Here is an 18,376-nt window from a genome sequence, read left to right as displayed (position 1 = left end):
TGCCACTCGTTAGAAAATTTTAAGAAAGTATTAAGAAAAGCATTAGAATTTAAATTATCAGTAACCCTGTAAAAGTAGTATTTAAAAGCTTTTCGGCTATGTTTTGGTTTAAACAAAATAAATATCAAGCCCAATTATTAGCGACTATTAAGAAATACCGCTTAATGCGTCGACCACAGGCAGGCTGATTTCAATCTCGGTGCCTACCCCTTCTTCAGACCGTATATTTATTGAGCCTTTATGCAGGCTAATGATGTTAAGCGTTAATGGGAGGCCTACGCCGTGCCCCGTATATTGTGCTGTATTAGATGCCCTAAAGAAAGGCTCGAATATATGCTGCTGATCGTCTGCCGGGATGCCTATACCCTTGTCTTTCACCTTAATAATTATATAACCGTTTGCAGCGCATATTTTAATGTGTACCGGTTGGTTATTGGAATACTTGCAGGCATTCAGTACAATGTTACTTATGGCTAGCTGCAGCAGATTAGCATTGCCCTCGGTATATAACTGCGATTCGGTGGTTGGCAAAGCATCAAAATCTATGATGATTTCGCTTTTGGGGTCAATCCGCTTTGCGGAGTTGGCAACATGTATAACTAATTCGTCGGCACGTATTTTTTGCCAATGCTGCTTTTTACCGTCGAAACCTGTTTGCGCCAGTCCCAAAAGGCTTGCTAAAATGTCGGCTAATTTTTCAGCCTCGGTAAGGATGGATGCTACCTGGGGTTGCAGCCTTGGCGGCAGTTGGTTGTGGGCCAATAATAGTTCCGTTTCGGCGGTTATGATGGTAAGCGGTGTACGCAACTCGTGCGAGGCATTGCTTACAAAATTGTTTTGCGTTTCAAAGGCTGTTTCCAGCCTGGTAAGCATGTTGTTAAAAGTTGTTATCAGCTCGGCAATTTCGTCTTTGGCATTTGCATTCTCCAGTCGTAAATGCAGGTTATTTGCCGATATATTTTGCACGCTTTTTATAATGTTACGTACCGGCCTTACCGTAAAATATGAGAATACTTTGCCGGCGAACCAGGTGAGTATTATAGATACCAGGAAGATGGCCAGCAATATTCGCTTAAGTTTTTCGAGTTCCTTAAACCCATATGGGTCGGTAGCGGTAACCACAACCATATACTTTTGCCCCTGGCTCTTGGACAAGCCGCCGGCGTAAAAAACGTTCTTTTGTGTGTATCGTATCTTGCGCCCCCTGGCTGCAATTATATCATCATAAAAAGTTTTGGGTGGGTTTAGTACAGGTATATAATTACCAGCTTTAACAGTATCAAGGCGCACGATATATTCTGTTTCGTTGGCCAGCTTTTCCAGGTAGCGCTGCCGCACGTTTTTGTATGCTGTAGATTCCTTATCGGGATTGATGCTGATCTCGGCAGCCAAGTTTACCCGCGCTTCCAGCCGTTTAAAAAAATCCTCAAAATTAAATTCGGATACAAAATAGAATATCGATGCATTAAGGAGTAAAAGCCCCAGGATAGATATCCCCGAAAAAAGTAAGGTTATTTTAGTTTGCAGCTTCATGGCTGTCGTCTTTAAATATGTAGCCCATACCAAAAACGGTGTGTATCAGCCTGGCTTCGCCGTTGCTATCTATTTTTTTTCGCAGGTAGTTAACGTACACATCAACCACGTTGGTGCCCATATTAAAATCGATATCCCAAACATTCTCCAGGATCTGTATGCGCGATAATATCATGTTCTGGTGCTTTACAAAGTATTCCAGCAGGCGGTATTCTGTTGCTGTTAAAGCTATGTTGCGCCCGTTACGTTTAGCTGTTTTTGAAGCAATATCAACTTCCAGGCCTGCAATGCTTACTATATTTTTATTGGCCTCGGCCCTGCGGCTGCGGCGTACCAGGGTATGAATGCGTGCCTCGAGCTCGGCAAATTTAAAAGGCTTTGCCAGGTAATCATCGGCCCCGGCATTGAGGCCCGTTACTATATTTTCGGTACTGTCCAGCGCGGTAAGCATCAGTATAGCTACGCTATCATCATGTTTGCGCACCTCCTTACAAACCTGTATGCCGTTTAACCCGGGCAACATCACATCAAGGATAATAACATCAAACTTGTGATTTATTGTCATTTCAACGCCTGTTATGCCGTCGGCGGCTACACTTACATCCATGCCTGCCTCTGTTAAACCACGTACAATTACCGATACCAGGCCCGGTTCATCTTCAACAAGTAATACTTTCATCAAGCTATTTCATTCGGCTAAAGTTTTGCTACACACACGCAACCTTAAACGGCTACATGGCTGCAAACACTTTGTTGTTGTAAATGGGGGCTTACAATTATTAAAGGTTAAAGCTCAAACTGGGCTTTATACAAATTTGCAAAATATATTATGTTTTTTTAAGCGTTTGCTTACGCAGCAGATTAATTACCACATACGCACCAATCATTGCCGGGAAAAATAACAGGAACGAACGCTGTAGCAAAGTAAATATAGGCAGCAAAGTAGCGGGTATTATGGTACCGAACAATTTTGAAATTAACACCTCTGCAAAGCCGCTGCCACCGGGGCTGGGTGCAAAGTAAATACCAAACTGTATAATAACCTGGAAGGCAATAACCTGCACCAAATTGGCATGCACACCAAGGCCTAAAAGAATTACCCATTGCAGACAATATTTGTTCAGATAAAGCAGTGTGGTTATTAATAAACTTAGCGGAAACAAATAAGGGTTTTTCCTGATGATGACACTGCAGGTTTGCTGGTAATGGTTGATGTTTTGATATGTTTTCTCGCCCCATGCAGTTAACTTTTCTTTACGCTTGGGTATCAGCTTTGAAAGGCCTGCCGCAATTTTACGGATGGCTGTGCCTACCCACAACGGTTTCCAAAAAGCAAGCATAAAGGCCACCAAAAATAGCAGGAAGAAGGTAAACCCGAACTTTAGCATATCTGGTACAAAACTGCTTACCGAACTGGTATCCATCAGCATAATGGCCACAAAACCGGCAAGCGGCATAAATATCAGCGTAGCACCCATATTAATGAGGCTGATGGCAAAGGCATCTATAAATTTTAAACCCGCACTGGTATACACAAAAATTTGTGCCGGGCCTGCGCCGCCATGTGCCGGGGTAACTGCCCCCATAAACATGTTGGCCACGTTTGCCCTAAAACTTACCCAATGCGACAGGCCGGGTTTAAGCTTGCGCGCATAAATATGATTACGCCAGCTGCCAAGCATCAAATCAACAAAAAGCATTACAAAGCAAATAGCAATATACTTGATAGATATATGCTGCAGCGCCTCAACTGTTTTGCCTGTATTGGTATAAAAAAAGATGCCGGCAATAGTAATAACGGTTATCAGCGCGAACCACAGCGTACCTTTAATGATAACCGATTTGTTGAATATATTTTTTGCTTCCTGTTTTTCCTGCTGCACTGCTGCTGTTTGTGTTTGGCCCGCCATTTAGGTTTTGTAAACGATAAATATAATTAAAATAACGGTTCGCCTTCAGACTGTTTAGGCGTTATGCCTTTCCACTTCAATATGGTATCAAACAAATCGGCTGTACGGGCCGGGCGGGTGTTCCAGCCTTTTTGATTGTAAATAAGCGGCACGTGTATGTGCTGCCGATGCAATGAGCCATGAGAACCAAGGTGCTCGGGGTATTCCCAAAAGTCGCGCAAGTCATACCCTATATCGGCACTTACCACAATATCCCCCGCTCTGCGGCTGCGGAACAATTGGTAAATTTGAAAAATAGCATCAGGATAGTCAGTATCAAAGGTAGCCTCCAAAATATTGCGATGCCCGGTTGCTTCTATCTTACCTCCATAATGCAATACGTCTGCGGTTAATGGCTCATAAGCAAATACCTCGCCCTTGACAGTAATCTTGGCTTTGCCCTCCTGGTTGTGTACAATGTAAGTATGATCTTCGTCACCGCGATAAATCACAAAATCAACGGCGTCTTCTTTAACCAGCTTCTGCAATCTATCTGCCCCCATAGCCTCAATAATACCTTGTTCGCGCAGTACATGGTCGCCGGCGTGGTTAAGCAAATGGATACTTCCAAACGAATTGCCCGAGATCATGACCGCCGATTTTGGATTACTTTTCCAGATAACAGGATAATAAACAGATTTTAGCCCGTTGGTGGTCATCCAGTCGCCCAGGTCAAGATGTTTGGTTGTAGGTGTAAGGCCATGATCAGATGTCATTACAAACAGGGTATCATCCCACCATCCTTTTTCCTCGAGCTTGGCGCGCACTTCGCCCAGGCTGCGGTCAACAATACAATAAGCCTCTATGGTGCGCTCATCGCGGATGTGGTGATAGTGCGAATCCCAATCTACGCTCGGAAAAACAGCAAACAGGAAATCAAAGTCCTTGCCCGAGTTCAGCATTTCCATCATACGGGCATGCCCCTGCTCATCAACCGGGTGGTGTATTTGTTTAAAATGTGCTTTGGTGTATAACCAGCCCTTTCCCTTTTTGCCCAGATCGTATTCATCAGGCACGTTGCGGGTAATCATATTGTACAGGTTGTATGATTCGCCCATCAGCTCAAACAGCGTGGGCTTGTCGGCAGGCATATCGGTATTGAACCACGCAGCTTCCGGCCCGCAATAACTGCGCATGGCATTTTTATTAAAGCGGGTGCGCTTAAATTCTTTTTTATCAAACCAACGGATGCCGGTAATATCCATAGTGCCCGGAAAATGGCCGGTAAGGAAGGGCAGGTAAGCAGGCCCCGTAGTTGAAGGGAAACAAGTTGTTGCTTTACGGTAAGTACCCTCGTCAACAATACGCTTTATATTTGGTAGTATTCCCTGTTCAATCAATTCGGGAAGTACTTCGCTATGGGCACCGTCTACCAGGTAAAACAGCACTCGCTTTTTATTTTGCATTAAACTCAATTGATGATAAAAGCCATTTGGTGTTGGCGGGTAAAGGTAATTTAAATTAATAAAAAGTTAATAAAGACAGTTGAACCATCTCTTAAAAATGACTGAAAATTGCATCAACCGGCCAATTTTATTAACATTGTAACCGTCCATAAAACTCATTTTTGAAACGATTTATTGCCATAACGCTTTTGGTTATTCACTTTTTTAATTTAGGTGGATACATGCTGGTACACCTGTATCTGCTCAAAAAGTCGGATGCGTTTATGAATGAGCTGATAAGCAAGAACCTTTACAACCCTAACACACTTATCGAGCTTAAGATAAAGCAAAACCTGCCGGCAATAAACGAGTGGAATGATTATAAAAATGTTAACGGGCAAATACAGTTAAAAAATGCCTGTTACAACTACGTGAAGCTAAAGTACACCAAGGATACGCTTTACGTAAAGGTTGTACCCAACTACGCTAAAACCAAACTGATAGAAGGCAATATTATTAACGCAAGGCAAATCAACGATATACCTGCAAAGGATGCCAACCAGCATAATGGTGTAAAAAAAGGCGGTGCCGATAACACCTATCAATTGCTAAGCTTTGATTATCGCTTTTTATCATTTGAGGAAAAGCAGCCTTTAGTTAAGGCAGATGCTTTTTCGGATATTCCGCAACCATTTCTGCCCGTACAAGGCCGCCCTCCGGCAGTAATAGTTTAATGCATTTTTTTAGCGATAAAATCACGGATAGCTTATGCCGTGCGCTATTGTATTAATCTATTTTTTCCATCAGTAACATTGTAATGAAACTTTTATACAAAGTGCTTGCGGCAAGTGCATTGCTGCCAAGCTTACACCATATTGCAACAGCACAAACCACAAAAAAAGACACCGTACTTTTAGATAGCGTACTTGTACGTGAATCGCGCAGCAAGTCATTACCGGAGGTATCCGGCAACTATATTTTTTCGGGCAAAAAAACCAACCTGGTTTATGCCGACCCGGGTAAGGCCAACCTTGCGGGTAATGTAGCGCGTACGTTGTTCTCGCAGGTACCGGGCATTAATGTTTGGGAAATGGACGGCGCGGGCCTGCAACTAAACATTGGTACACGCGGTACGGACATGCACCGGTCTATTGAAACCAACATCAGGCAAAACGGCTATAACACCAACTCGGATATGTTTGGCTACCCCGAAAACCATTACAACATGCCCTTTCAGGCCATTGGCGAGGTGCAATATGTACGTGGAGCAGCAGCCCTGCAATTTGGCAGCCAGTTTGGCGGCATGGTAAACTTCAAGATCAAAGAGCCGGACGCCACCAAAGCTTTCGGGTTTGAAACGGAGCAAACGGCAGGCTCCAACCGCTTCATAAACTCTTATAACGCTATTGGCGGCAAGGTTGGTAAAGCAAGCTACTACGCCTATTTCAGCAGCCGCACCGGCAATGGCTGGCGGCCGGATGCCGCGTTTAATGCCCACGCCTATTATGCCAACATCAAGTATCAGTTTAACAGCAAGGGTAGCATTGCCTTCCAGTTTTCACGGTCAGACTATGTGCAGCAGATTGCAGGTGGCTTAACAGATGCACAGTACGCTGTTACCAGCAGGCATTCAAACCGTTTCCGTAATTTCTTTAACCCGGTCATCAACATACCGGCTATATTGTTTAATTACGATTTTAGCCCTAATACGCATCTGGAAGTAACATCGCACATGATTATCGGCGAGCGTAACAGCGTGCAATTTATAGCACCATCAAACGTGGACGATACGCTGAACCGTACCCTGGGTACTTTTAACCCACGCCAGGTTGACCGCGACTATTACACCGGTTTTACTACCGAGGCTCGTTTAAAACACGATTACAGCATTGCGCGTGTTAGCAGCACCCTGGCAACAGGCGTACGCTTTTTTGATGGCGTAACAAAGCGCAAACAGCGTGGCACCGGCACAACAGCGACAAACTTCGACCTGAGTCTTACCAAAGATTACGGCATCGACCTGCATTTAAAAACTACCAACTATGCAGTTTTTGCCGAGAACCTTTTCCGCCTGACGGATAAATTGTCGTTCACACCCGGCGCACGTTTTGAAGTTATTAATACCGATATGAGTGGTGTGATTGTTAACCGTACCGTGTCGGTATCATATAGAGGCAACCGCAACTTCCCGTTATTTGGTGCAGGTTTGCAGTACCAGGTAAGCCGGGCCACTCAGTTTTACGGCAATTTTTCGCAGGCTTACCGCCCGTACATTTATGCTAACGTTACCCCAGCAGATCAGCTTACCATTGTTGATCCAAACATGAAGGACAGCAAAGGTTACGATTTTGACTTAGGCTACAGGGGCAAAATTGCAAACGCCTTTACCTTTGATGTAAACGCCTTTCACGTTTTCTACGGCGACAGGGCCGGTACGCTTACCACTACAGATGCAGCCAACGTTACGCACCTTTACTTAACCAACATTGGCGATGCTGTAGCTAAAGGTATTGAAGCCTATACCGAAATTTCGTTGATACGCGGCTTTAACTCACAAAGCAAAAGCGACCTGCGCATTTTTAACACGCTTGCCTATACGCATGGCAGGTATAAAAATGCAACCATCAACGTAGCTGGTGTAAATACCAGCCTTACCGGAAATCAGATTGAGGGTACACCTACATGGACAAACCGTACCGGGCTGACCTATTTAAGCGGAGCCATTACCAGCACGGTATTATTCAGCTATGTAGGCAAACACTTTAGTGACGCCAACAATACTGCATTTAACCCCACAGGTGCGTCGGGTATAGTGCCTGCTTACAAGTTAGTTGATTTTGCCATGAACTATCGTTTTCTCAATAGGTATCACGTTACTTTTAACATGAACAACGTACTTAACGAAAAGTATTTTACCCGCCGCATAAACATGTATCCCGGCCCCGGCATTTTGCCAGGTGATGGTGTATCTTTCAATTTGGGATTGGGAATGAAGCTTTAGTTGGAGTGGAAAGTTTAAAGTAGAAAGTTCAAAGTCTTTTCAAAAGCTTACACAGGGCTATAAAGCAAACGGCGATGATAATAATTATCATCGCCGTTTAACGTCTACAACCCTTTTAGGCTGTAAATTGTCTTTGGTGAATTTTCCAAGCTTTCAGCTTTTAACTTTCCACCTTCAACTCTATTTAATGTGTTTTTTCACAATGGCCGAAAGATCGTCGAGATCGAATGGTTTCTTCAGGTATCCGTCGGCAAGACCGTCCTCGGCAATTTTGGCAATGTTACTCACGGCCGATACCAATATCACAGGAATATGCTTCGTGGCAGGATTGGTCTTAAGTTCCCTACTTAATTGCTGACCGTTGGCATCGCTACTCCAGTCGGTAAGCCAGTTGTCAAGCAAGATCAGATCAGGGGCGTGCTTATCCAGAGATTTTAAAATCCTCGAGTTTTCAGACGATATTACCTCATAACCATTCTGCTCAAGGGCATAAGTAATGGTTTCACGTATATCCCTGTCATCCTCAACAACTAAAATCTTTTTTGCAGCCATAATTCTATATCGTAAGCCAATGCCTTTTAACGGCATGGTGGTTTATGTTGTAATTAACGTGCTACTGCACTTTTTGTTTATTACCACGACTACACATTTTAAAAAATATGCAGTTACACAAGCCTTGTAAGCATTTTTACGTCGGCCGCCTGCTCAAGCAGTGTAGGGCACACCCTAACAAAACTTTTATAATGCGGCGATTCCATGTGGCTCGCCAGCCGGTCTTCATTTTCCCATTCCTCTTCAATAACATAGTTTAATGGGTCGTCTTTATACTGGTACAACTCGTAAGCCAGGCATCCCGGCTCCAGCTTTGATGCATCTGCCAACCGCTTTAACTCGGCATCAAGGGTAAGTTCTGCATCCTTCCTGCAATGCAGATAGCTAAGTAGGCTCACACTCATAATCAGGTGTATTTACCTATAATTAACTTCATCAAAGCCGTTATTGTTTACATTAGCCTTGTAAATTTATTATTGCAACAGGCAACAAAAAAGCCCCCTGTTTATATCAGGAGGCTGCTTAAAATTTCTCAGGTTTGTTATATGCTACCATCAAGATTGTAGCATTTACGGCACCTTGCTTCATAGCTTTCTTTCTCGCCCAGTAAAATTTTGCTGTCATCGGGTACCAACCTGTAAGAGTACATGGCCTGGCTTCCGCATTTTACGCAAACGGCATGCAGCTTGGTAACAGACTCGGCCATCGCCATAATTTGAGGCATACTGCCAAACGGGCGGCCCTTAAAATCCATATCCAACCCGGCCACTATTACACGCACACCGCTGTTGGCCAGTTGCAAGCATACTTCGGGCAGGTTATCGTCAAAAAATTGGGCTTCATCAATACCTACCACCTGTATATGATCTGCAAGGGGTAAAATGTCTGCCGACTTGCTGACAGGTACTGACGGGATAGAATTTAAGTTATGTGACACCACAGAGCTTTTATCGTAACGCGTATCGGCAACGGGGCTAAAAATCTCTACCTGTACCTTGGCGATCCGTGCGCGGTTTACACGCCTTATCAACTCTTCGGTTTTACCAGAAAACATCGATCCGCAGATAACCTCGATACATCCACCCAACTCATTTCGCCTTTTAAAAACTTCCTCGCTGTACAACTGTTCAAACTTTAGTGAACGGCTAATATCAGAATTTTATACTATTTTTGATAGGCATTTTCCTAACATTACGGCACATGAAGCAAACTGAAGTATTTAGAAAAATAGGCGGGATTATACAAGAGCTTAACGAACAATATGAATACCTGCAAACCACCGCAGACAGTTTGAACGACCTTGAACTTGAGCTATTTGTTGCCAATACCCATTTTTTAAAAGACCATGCCGAGATACTTCGCAAACTTAACTTAATAAAAAAAGAGCCTGCCCAATTGCCACCACATGTGGAAGTTAAGCCGGAAGTAAAAACGGCAACTTTTATTTTGCCGCCGCCTGCCGATGAGGATTTTAAAGCAGAGCCAGCAGACAAGCCGCCTGTTTATGAGCTAAAGCAAGAGGAACCGCCCGCGCCATTAAAGCCTGAGCCTGTATTTACCAACTTTATACAGACGCCGATAGTACCTCCAGCGCCAAAGCCCGAAGAGGTAAAAGCTGCGCCCATTGAGGATAAAAAACCTGTAAGCAACGAACCGAAATACTTTGAGCCGCTGGTACAGCCAAAACCAATTGAGCGCCCACCGTTTAAGCCGGAAGCACCGAGGCCCGTACAAAGCACACCAATACAATTTGAGGTTAGCCGCCCTGCCGAAGAAGAGCCTGTTCCTGCAATAGACCTGACCCCCGCAGCACCTGCAGACACATATTCTTTCGAGCGTGAGGAGCCCACCACCATCCGCCATGAGCTGATTTTGGACGATGCAGACAATTGGGACGAAGATGAAGATGCGCCGACACCTGCAACGCAGTTCATTGAACCAACGCCTGCAGCTAAACCTGCCGAACCTGAAATTAAAAGCCCGGAGCTTGACCAAATTGATGAGCCATATGTGCCCACCAACCCCGAGCCAGTGGTTGATAATACACCTAAAACCAGCCAATACCAGCCCGAGGCCGCTAAACATGCAGAGGAAAAGTCATTGAGCCTTAACGAGCGCATGGCAGCAAAACTTAAAGAACACAATACGGCGGGCATGCAAGCGCCGATAACGGACATAAAATCGGCCATTAACCTTAATGATAAAATGATGTTTATTAAGGATTTGTTTAATGGCTACCCGCTTGCCTACAGCGAAGCAATTGAAATTGTTAATCGTTTTAAAAATTTTGAAGAGGCAGATCGTTTCTTGAAAACCAATTACGTCACCAAAAACAATTGGGAAGCTAAGCAAGCCGCAGCCGACAAGTTTTACGCTTTGTTAAGAAGACGTTACGCTTAAGTTGATTTAAGCGCATTAAGTTTAGGCCCAGTTCATACCCATCCTGTTCGAGTCGAGTTTGAGCAGAATAAACAGCAGGATGGTAAAGCTCCAAAGTGATGACCCACCGTAGCTGATGAACGGCAACGGAATGCCAATTACCGGCATTATACCTATAGCCATTGCAATATTAATGAGCACGTGGCAAAATATGATCGACGCTACACCATAACCGTAAATACGTGAAAACGGTGCACGCTGACGCTCGGCGATCTGGATGATGCGTAACAGCAAAAACAGGAACAGCCCCATTACCGTTACCGAACCAGCAAAACCCCACTCCTCGCCCACGGTACAAAAAATAAAGTCGGTGCTTTGAGCAGGTACAAAGGAATATTTAGTTTGTGTACCCTGTAAATAACCTTTGCCCCACACGCGCCCGCTACCAATAGCAATTTTAGCCTGATTTTGGTTATAGCCTACGTGTTTTTTGTCTTTCGATAATCCAAGTACAATATCTATACGCGCACGCTGGTGCGGCTTTAAAGCCTTTTCGTAAAGTGGTTTAGCTGCAAATACAAAGCCTATAGATATAATTGTGCCGATAAGCAGCTTCAACACCATTGTCCGGTTGCGCTTAAGCATGAAAATGAGCAGCGCCGCAGCAATAACCACAACGGTAACTACCTGCCAGGCCTCGAACATTAACGACGTTATAAACAGCGTTGCCAGCAAACCGCCGATGATAAGAAAGTATGATGAAAGGCCTTCGCGATAAAGCACGAGAATAAGCGAACAAAATACCAGGGTTGAGCCATCATCGGGCTGCATTTTGATGAGCATCATGGGCAGCAGGATAATACCGCCTGCTATCATTAACGATTTTGTATCGGTAACCTTTACGTTGGTAGCGCTCAAATATCTTGCAAGCAGCAAGCAGGTGGCAAACTTGGCAAACTCTGAAGGTTGCAACTTAAAACCGCCACCCAGATCAATCCAGGCCTGGTTGCCACCCACACCACGCCCTATTACTAACACCAGTATAAGCAGCAAGATGGTAACAACGTATATTGCGGGCGAAAGCGCTGAAAGAAATCGACTCTCTAACAGCAATATTACCGAGCCTATGACAATGCCGGAAATAATAAAGATTAACTGGTGGCCCGAGCTTGTGCTCAGATCATAAATATGCGGGTGATTTTCATCGTATACCGCGGCATGTATATTAAATAAACCGATGGTGCACAGGGCAAGATAAATCAACACCGTTATCCAGTCCACATTAAAAAAGAAACTGCGCTGGTGGTTATTCATTATCCTTACGTTTTGCAAGCATGGTGGTTTGTTTTACCGCTGGGTTATTGCTTTGTTCTTTTTTATTGGCAGCCGATTTTAACTTCGACTGGCGGGCCGAATCGGCCTGTACCGGCTTTTTAAGCGTATCGGTCGGCACCAGTTTTTTAATTACCGGCTTAGGCGGCGACAGGTTTGGCAACAAATTCGAGTTGATATAGTAATTAGGGTCTATCCCTCTTTTTGTTAATGTTCCCGTTAAGTATTTTTCCACTATAAAGCTGGCAATAGGCGCCGCCCAGGTGGCACCCTGGCCGGAGTTTTCGACTACTACGGCTATAGCTATTTTAGGATTTTCCCTTGGTGCAAAAGCAACAAATACCGAGTTATCCTTTTTCCCTTTAACCTCGGCAGTACCTGTTTTACCGCACATTACAATGCCGGGTATTTTTGATCCACGGGCAGTACCAAAATCTACCACGTTTTGCATACCATCAATAACAGGCTCAAAATATTGCGGGTCGATACCTACATAATTGCGTACGGTAAATTCGGGTTTAACAACCTGCTTATCGCCGATGCCTTTGATTAAATGGGGCTTGTAATAAAACCCGTGATTGGCAATTGTGGCTTCGATGTTGGCCAACTGCAGCGGTGTAGCCAATAACTCACCCTGGCCAATACCCAAAGAGATAACCGTGCTTGAGCGCCAGCCGCCTTTGCGATATACCTTATCGTAGTAAGAAGCCTTCGGCAAATTACCGCGACCCTCTGCCGGGATATCAACACCAAGTTTTGAGCCTAAACCAAATTTAGCCACATTGCTGCGCCAATAGTTGTATGATGTATCTGTTTTACGGCCGCCGTTGCGATTTATTAGTTTATCAAACGCCATAAAGAAATACCCGTTACATGAATGGGCCACTGCTTCAGCAAGGTTTACGGCGCCGTGTACTTCTCCCTGGAAACACTTTACCCGCCTATTACCCGATTGATAGTAGCCCGGGCACACATATATGGTTTGCGGCGTTATTACCCCTTCCTGCATGGCAATAAGCGCGCTTAGAGGCTTGAAGGATGAACCCGGCGGATAATAAGCCTGCACAGGGCGTGTAAAGAAAGGCTTGTAAGGGTCTTTATATAAAGCGGCGGCATTGTTACCGCGCTGCTTGCCTACCAGCAAATTAGGGTCATAAGTGGGGCTGCTCACAAAGCAAAGGATTTCGCCTGTTGATGGCTCAATTGCCACTATACTACCCACTTTATTTTTCATCAATTTTTCGCCAAGATCCTGGATGCTTAAGTCCAGTGACGATGTAAGGCGTTCGCCTGCTACGGCAACGGTATCAAAGGCACCATCGGCATAACTTCCCTGGCTCACGTTGCGCGAATCCACCAATCGGTTTTCTACACCCCGCTGTCCGCGCAAAACATCCTCGTAAGAGCGTTCTACACCTGTTATGCCCACATAATCTCCGGGACTGTAATACCCGCCCGAGCGTTTAATAATGGCATCGGTAGCCTCACCGATATAACCCAGAAACTGCGCAGCAGAAGAATCCGGATAAGTACGCATTGGCCGTTGCAGCGGGAAAAAACCGGGAAACTCCGATAAACGCTCCTGGAACGCGGCGTACATCTCGGCAGTAAGCTGCTTCTCGAAAGCCGATGCCAGGTAAGGCGAGTATTTGCGGGCCTTAAGCATACGCTTGTTAAAGCCGGCGGTGTCAATACCTAGTAGCTTACAAAACTCTAGCGTATCAAACGGTTTTACCTGCTTGGGTATAACCATAATATCATAAACAGGCTCGTTTTGCACCATTATACGGCCCTTACGATCGAGTATTGGCCCACGTGCGGGATACTGCACAAAACGGCGAACAACGTTGTTTTTGGCAAACAAAAAGTACCGGTCATCAACAACCTGTATATAAAACAGGCGGCCAAGCAATATCAATATGAAAGTAATGAAGATACCGGCAACAACATATCGCCGCTCAAAAAAACTATTCATTTACGTTCTTTCCTTCTGAAAAATATTAAACCCGATACTAACATTAAAAATACAGTAAATATTGAACTGAATAAAAAGCGTGTTAGTGTGTATTCGAGCTCATCAAAACGAAAAACTTCCAGATTAAATAAAAAGAAATGGTGTGCCAATGTGAGTATCAGCGCGTACGTAAAAAACCACCTGAAACCCATAATGCTCAGCGTAGGCTCGGGTTCGTTATCAAACCCATCTTTTTGCACGGTTACACTAATGAATAGTACCCTCACCAAAGCCAGCACCACACAACTTGCCGCATGCAGGCCGGGCGTATCATAAAAAGCATCAATGGTTAACCCTAATATAAACGACAGGAAAAACAGCAGTACGTTTGGCGTTTCGAACGGTAGCAGCAATATAAATAATATATACAGGTAAGGGGTTGACAGGCTGTATAGCGAGATATTCTTAAGCAGGAACACCTGCAAAAACACCAGCGAAATAAAGCGTACCAGGTTGATCAGGATAATTCTACTCATCTTTCCTTTCCTGGGCCTCCAGTCCCGCCTGCTCTTTGGCAAACTTGTTAATTACCACGTACACGTATTGCAACTTGCTAAAATCAACCGACAGGTTAACTTCCATATTTAAAAAGAAGCCGCCGCCTTTAGCATGTAAACTTTTTACCTTACCCAATGGTATACCTGCGGGGAACAGGGATAGATCTGATGTAACCACCAACTCACCTATTTTTGGCCGTGCATTGTTGGATACGTCTACCAACAAACCTGTGTGCGGGTCAAGCTGTTCGCCCCAGTTAAGGTAGCCAATTTCTTTACTGCTGGCCAGCATAGCACTAAAACGGCTGTCCTTATGCAAAAGCGACTGCACTATAGACATGTGCTTACCCACAAATACAATTTTGCCGACAACCCCATCTGCCGACATTACACCCATTCCTTTTTCAATGCCATTGGTACTACCGCGATCAATAGTTAAATAGTTATTGCGTTTATTAATAGAGTTATTGATCACCTTGGCATCAATATACTCGTATTGCTGGCGGTAGACTGTATCATCCACTTGGTGCTTTGCAACGGTATCAAGATACAGCGAAGCCTTAAGTTGATTGCGCAGTTGGGCATTTTCGCGGGCGAGTTTATCATTTACCTCCCGTAACGAAAGGTAGCCTTTTAACTCATCGGCACGGTCATAAAAATTACCTGTGACCTGGTTGGTACTGTTTATTACAGATGCGCGCTGAAAAGAATTGTATTGTATGTAGATAATGAGCGATGCGATCTCGAAAATGAGAAACAGAAAGAATGCGTTGTACTTAGTGATAAAAATCAGGAGGTTACGCATTGTTGGGGATTAGATATGAGATTTGAGATGTTAGATATGAGATGAAAAATAAAATTCATCATATGAAAATTGAAATTTATCTCAATTCTCATATCTCATATCTCAAATCTGAATTACTGCATTAAAAATTTAAAGTTACCGATGTTTTTAAGTGCTGTACCGGTACCGCGTACTACGGCGCGAAGCGGATCTTCGGCTACGTGTACAGGCAGTTTGGTTTTTGCGGCTACACGTTTATCAAGGCCGCGCAGCAGCGCGCCACCGCCGGTAAGGTAAATACCTGTCTGGTAAATATCTGCAGAAAGCTCGGGTGGAGTGATCTCCAATGCTTTCAATATCGCTTCCTCGATTTTTGAGATAGATTTATCAAGGCAATGTGCAATCTCGGTATATGATACAGTGATCTGTTTTGGTACTCCTGTCATCAAGTCGCGGCCTTGTACTGCAAAATCTGCAGGTGGCTCGGTCAATTCTGGCAATGCAGCACCAACCTCAATTTTGATCTTCTCGGCAGTACGGTCGCCAATCATAATGTTGTGCTGACGACGGATGTATTGAACGATATCCGAATCAAAGTTATCACCCGCAACACGGATAGACTGGTCGCAAACGATACCCGAAAGTGCGATAACTGCAATTTCGGTAGTACCGCCACCTATATCAATGATCATGTTACCCATTGGTTCTTCCACGTCGATACCGATACCTACAGCAGCAGCCATTGGTTCATAAATAAGATAAACCTCTTTCGCACCCGCAATTTCGGCGCTATCGCGCACCGCGCGTTTCTCTACCTCGGTAATACCAGATGGGATACAGATAACCATACGCAGCGATGGAAAAAACCATCCTTTACCCTGGTTTATCATTTTTATCATACCGCGTATCATCAACTCGGCAGCGTTAAAGTCGGCAATCACACCATCCTTAAGCGGGCGCACGGTGCGGATGTTATCGTGGGTTTTACCCTCCATCTGCATCGCCTGGCGGCCAATAGCAATTACTTTATTAGTGGTGCGGTCAAAAGCTACTATCGACGGTTCGTCGACAACAACTTTATCATTATGTATAATGAGGGTATTGGCAGTACCCAAATCGATGGCAATCTCTTGTGTGAAAAAATTAAATAAACCCATTTGGTGTATATTTCAATTATAAGGTGCAAAGTTAAATATTAAACAACATTAATTTCACGAAATCAATCGGTTGTTAACCAAATCATTCACAATGATTAATTGAGTTAATAATAACTCCGTTTTTTTTAAAATCGTATTCCCGGTAAAGATTAGTTGACCGGAGATCAGAGATCAGTCATGCTTCGGTACGTAGTAACTAATCTCTAATTAACTAGTCTCCAATCACTAATGTTAGTGCTTAAAGTGACGCACACCAGTAGTTACCATAGCAATGCCTTTCTCGTTACATTTGGCAATAGAAAGTTTATCGTTGATTGAACCGCCAGGTTGTAAAACTGCAGTTATACCTGCATCGGCACCAATCTCCACGCAGTCAGCAAACGGGAAAAACGCATCTGACGACATTACCGCACCTTTAACATCAAAACCAAACTCAGCAGCTTTAACAAGTGCCTGCCTCATGGCATCAACCCTTGATGTTTGGCCAACCCCGCTTGCCATCAACTGGCCGTTTTTGGCAATCACAATGGTGTTTGATTTGGTATGTTTTACTACCTTGTTGGCAAAGTAAAGGTCTTTCAGTTCCTGTTCGGTTGGGGCTACGTCGGTAACGGTAGTCATTTGTTCCGGGCCTTCAACGGTATTGTCTTTATCCTGCTCAATAACGCCATTAAGTAACGTTTTAAATTGCTTTGCAGGCAACTCAACAGGCTGGCGCACCAAAATAATGCGGTTCTTTTTTGCGGTAAGTATTGCAACTGCTTCATCGGTATAAGCCGGAGCAATCAGCACTTCGTAAAATATCTTGTCAATCTCAGTTGCAGTTTCGGCATCAACCTCAACGTTGGTAATTATTACACCACCAAAAGCCGATACCGGGTCGCATGCTAAGGCATCAACCCAAGCATGCTTAACTGTTTGGCGCGATGCAATACCGCAAGCGTTGGTATGTTTTAAAATGGCAACAGTAGGGTCGGTAAACTCGTCTATAAGGGCAACAGCAGCGTCAACATCAACCAGGTTATTGTATGATAGTTCCTTGCCGTTAAGTTTAGTGAACATGGCATCAAGGTTACCATAAAAAGTACCTTTCTGATGCGGGTTTTCGCCATAACGCAATACCTGGCTGGTTTGGATGCTTTGTTTAAAAACAGGCATCGGCTCGCTATTGTCAAAGTATTGGAAAATATGGGTATCGTAGTTTGATGAAATATTAAAAGCCTTTTGAGCAAAACGACGGCGCTGATCAATAGTAGTTGCGCCCTCCTGTGTTTTTAGGATGTTTTCAAGTTCGCTGTAATCATCTTTTGACGCAAGTATCACAACATCCTTAAAATTTTTGGCCGCCGCGCGGATCAACGATATACCACCGATGTCAATTTTTTCTATGATATCTTCCTGGCTCGCACCGGAGTTTACCGTTTCTTCAAACGGGTATAAGTCAACTATCACCAAATCAATTTCCGGTATCTCATATTGAGCCAGTTGCTGTTCGTCACCTTCAAAACTACGGCGTGCTAAAATACCACCAAACACTTTAGGGTGCAGGGTTTTAACGCGTCCGCCCAATATCGACGGATACGAGGTAAGGTCCTCCACAGCAATTACATTGACACCAAGGTCGCGAATAAAAGTTTCGGTACCACCGGTTGAGTAGATATTCACACCAAGACGATTCAACTCATGGATGATCGGCTCAAGGTTGTCTTTGTAATAAACAGAAATAAGGGCGTTTTTTATTTGAACAGAATGGCTCATTATTTAACGGAATTTTTGAGCCGCAAAGGTAGCTA

The 18,376-nt window shown here is 44.2% G+C and carries 16 protein-coding genes; 3 read left to right on the top strand and 13 right to left on the bottom strand.

The annotated features are described in order from the left end of the window. Positions 1–147 precede the first annotated feature (147 nt). The 4 genes from FPZ43_RS13625 to FPZ43_RS13610 form a co-directional block, all read right to left on the bottom strand. Entirely contained in the window at positions 148–1,533 is a 1,386-nt protein-coding gene (locus FPZ43_RS13625) for a HAMP domain-containing sensor histidine kinase (RefSeq protein WP_146382475.1), read from the bottom strand. Further along, positions 1,517–2,212, bottom strand: coding sequence for a response regulator transcription factor (locus FPZ43_RS13620; protein ID WP_146382474.1), 696 nt, complete (start codon positions 2,210–2,212; stop codon positions 1,517–1,519). The genes FPZ43_RS13625 and FPZ43_RS13620 overlap by 17 nt, the downstream gene beginning before the upstream one ends. 148 nt (positions 2,213–2,360) lie before the next feature. Further along, positions 2,361–3,443 carry a lysylphosphatidylglycerol synthase transmembrane domain-containing protein gene (locus FPZ43_RS13615; protein ID WP_146382473.1) on the bottom strand — a complete coding sequence of 361 codons (1,083 nt, stop codon included), beginning with the start codon at positions 3,441–3,443 and terminating at the stop codon, positions 2,361–2,363. Positions 3,444–3,469: 26 nt separating this feature from the next. Next, the gene (locus tag FPZ43_RS13610) at positions 3,470–4,888 is read right to left on the bottom strand and encodes an alkaline phosphatase family protein (protein WP_146382472.1); all 1,419 of its coding nucleotides are present in this window, start codon (positions 4,886–4,888) and stop codon (positions 3,470–3,472) included. A gap of 161 nt (positions 4,889–5,049) precedes the next feature. Here FPZ43_RS13610 and FPZ43_RS13605 point away from each other — a divergent pair, with 161 nt between their 5' ends. Together FPZ43_RS13605 and FPZ43_RS13600 are read left to right on the top strand one after the other, a co-directional pair. Further along, entirely contained in the window at positions 5,050–5,601 is a 552-nt protein-coding gene (locus FPZ43_RS13605; protein ID WP_146382471.1) for a hypothetical protein, read from the top strand. Positions 5,602–5,684: 83 nt separating this feature from the next. Continuing rightward, entirely contained in the window at positions 5,685–7,868 is a 2,184-nt protein-coding gene (locus FPZ43_RS13600; RefSeq protein ID WP_146382470.1) for a TonB-dependent receptor family protein, read from the top strand. A 180-nt stretch (positions 7,869–8,048) separates the two neighbouring features. Here FPZ43_RS13600 and FPZ43_RS13595 read toward each other — a convergent pair whose 3' ends face one another. From FPZ43_RS13595 to FPZ43_RS13585, 3 genes are all read right to left on the bottom strand, one after another. Next, a complete protein-coding gene (locus FPZ43_RS13595) occupies positions 8,049–8,456 on the bottom strand; it encodes a response regulator (protein WP_146382469.1) in 408 nt (135 codons plus the stop codon). Between the two features lie 77 nt (positions 8,457–8,533). Continuing rightward, complete coding sequence (locus FPZ43_RS13590) at positions 8,534–8,824, bottom strand: putative quinol monooxygenase (protein WP_146382468.1); 291 nt, start codon at positions 8,822–8,824, stop codon at positions 8,534–8,536. A gap of 137 nt (positions 8,825–8,961) precedes the next feature. Then, entirely contained in the window at positions 8,962–9,543 is a 582-nt protein-coding gene (locus FPZ43_RS13585; RefSeq protein ID WP_146382467.1) for a thymidine kinase, read from the bottom strand. A 77-nt stretch (positions 9,544–9,620) separates the two neighbouring features. Here FPZ43_RS13585 and FPZ43_RS13580 point away from each other — a divergent pair, with 77 nt between their 5' ends. Then, positions 9,621–10,820 (top strand): hypothetical protein, encoded by a 1,200-nt coding sequence (locus FPZ43_RS13580; protein ID WP_146382466.1) that lies wholly within the window; start codon positions 9,621–9,623, stop codon positions 10,818–10,820. 21 nt (positions 10,821–10,841) lie between these two features. On the opposite strand, the gene rodA is transcribed toward FPZ43_RS13580, so the two are convergent. The 6 genes from rodA to purH all read right to left on the bottom strand — a co-directional run bounded on the left by rodA (position 10,842) and on the right by purH (position 18,341). Further along, the gene (gene rodA / locus FPZ43_RS13575) at positions 10,842–12,113 is read right to left on the bottom strand and encodes a rod shape-determining protein RodA (protein WP_146382465.1); all 1,272 of its coding nucleotides are present in this window, start codon (positions 12,111–12,113) and stop codon (positions 10,842–10,844) included. Next, positions 12,106–14,106 carry a penicillin-binding protein 2 gene (gene mrdA, locus FPZ43_RS13570; protein ID WP_146382464.1) on the bottom strand — a complete coding sequence of 667 codons (2,001 nt, stop codon included), beginning with the start codon at positions 14,104–14,106 and terminating at the stop codon, positions 12,106–12,108. The genes rodA and mrdA overlap by 8 nt, the downstream gene beginning before the upstream one ends. After that, on the bottom strand, positions 14,103–14,621 hold the full coding sequence (locus tag FPZ43_RS13565) for a rod shape-determining protein MreD (protein WP_146382463.1): 519 nt from the start codon (positions 14,619–14,621) through the stop codon (positions 14,103–14,105). The genes mrdA and FPZ43_RS13565 overlap by 4 nt, the downstream gene beginning before the upstream one ends. Further along, positions 14,614–15,447, bottom strand: coding sequence for a rod shape-determining protein MreC (gene mreC / locus FPZ43_RS13560; protein ID WP_146382462.1), 834 nt, complete (start codon positions 15,445–15,447; stop codon positions 14,614–14,616). The genes FPZ43_RS13565 and mreC overlap by 8 nt, the downstream gene beginning before the upstream one ends. A 113-nt stretch (positions 15,448–15,560) precedes the next feature. Further along, positions 15,561–16,583, bottom strand: a complete 1,023-nt coding sequence (locus FPZ43_RS13555) for a rod shape-determining protein (protein WP_117382742.1) — start codon at positions 16,581–16,583, stop codon at positions 15,561–15,563. 231 nt (positions 16,584–16,814) lie between these two features. Next, positions 16,815–18,341, bottom strand: a complete 1,527-nt coding sequence (purH, locus tag FPZ43_RS13550) for a bifunctional phosphoribosylaminoimidazolecarboxamide formyltransferase/IMP cyclohydrolase (protein ID WP_146382461.1) — start codon at positions 18,339–18,341, stop codon at positions 16,815–16,817. Positions 18,342–18,376: the final 35 nt, after the last annotated feature.

The sequence above is a fragment of the Mucilaginibacter pallidiroseus genome, from assembly GCF_007846085.1.
Classification (GTDB): Bacteria; Bacteroidota; Bacteroidia; order Sphingobacteriales; family Sphingobacteriaceae; genus Mucilaginibacter; species Mucilaginibacter pallidiroseus.
The sequence above is the reverse complement of the archived record's forward strand: the minus strand, read 5'-3'. Positions and strand labels throughout refer to the sequence as shown.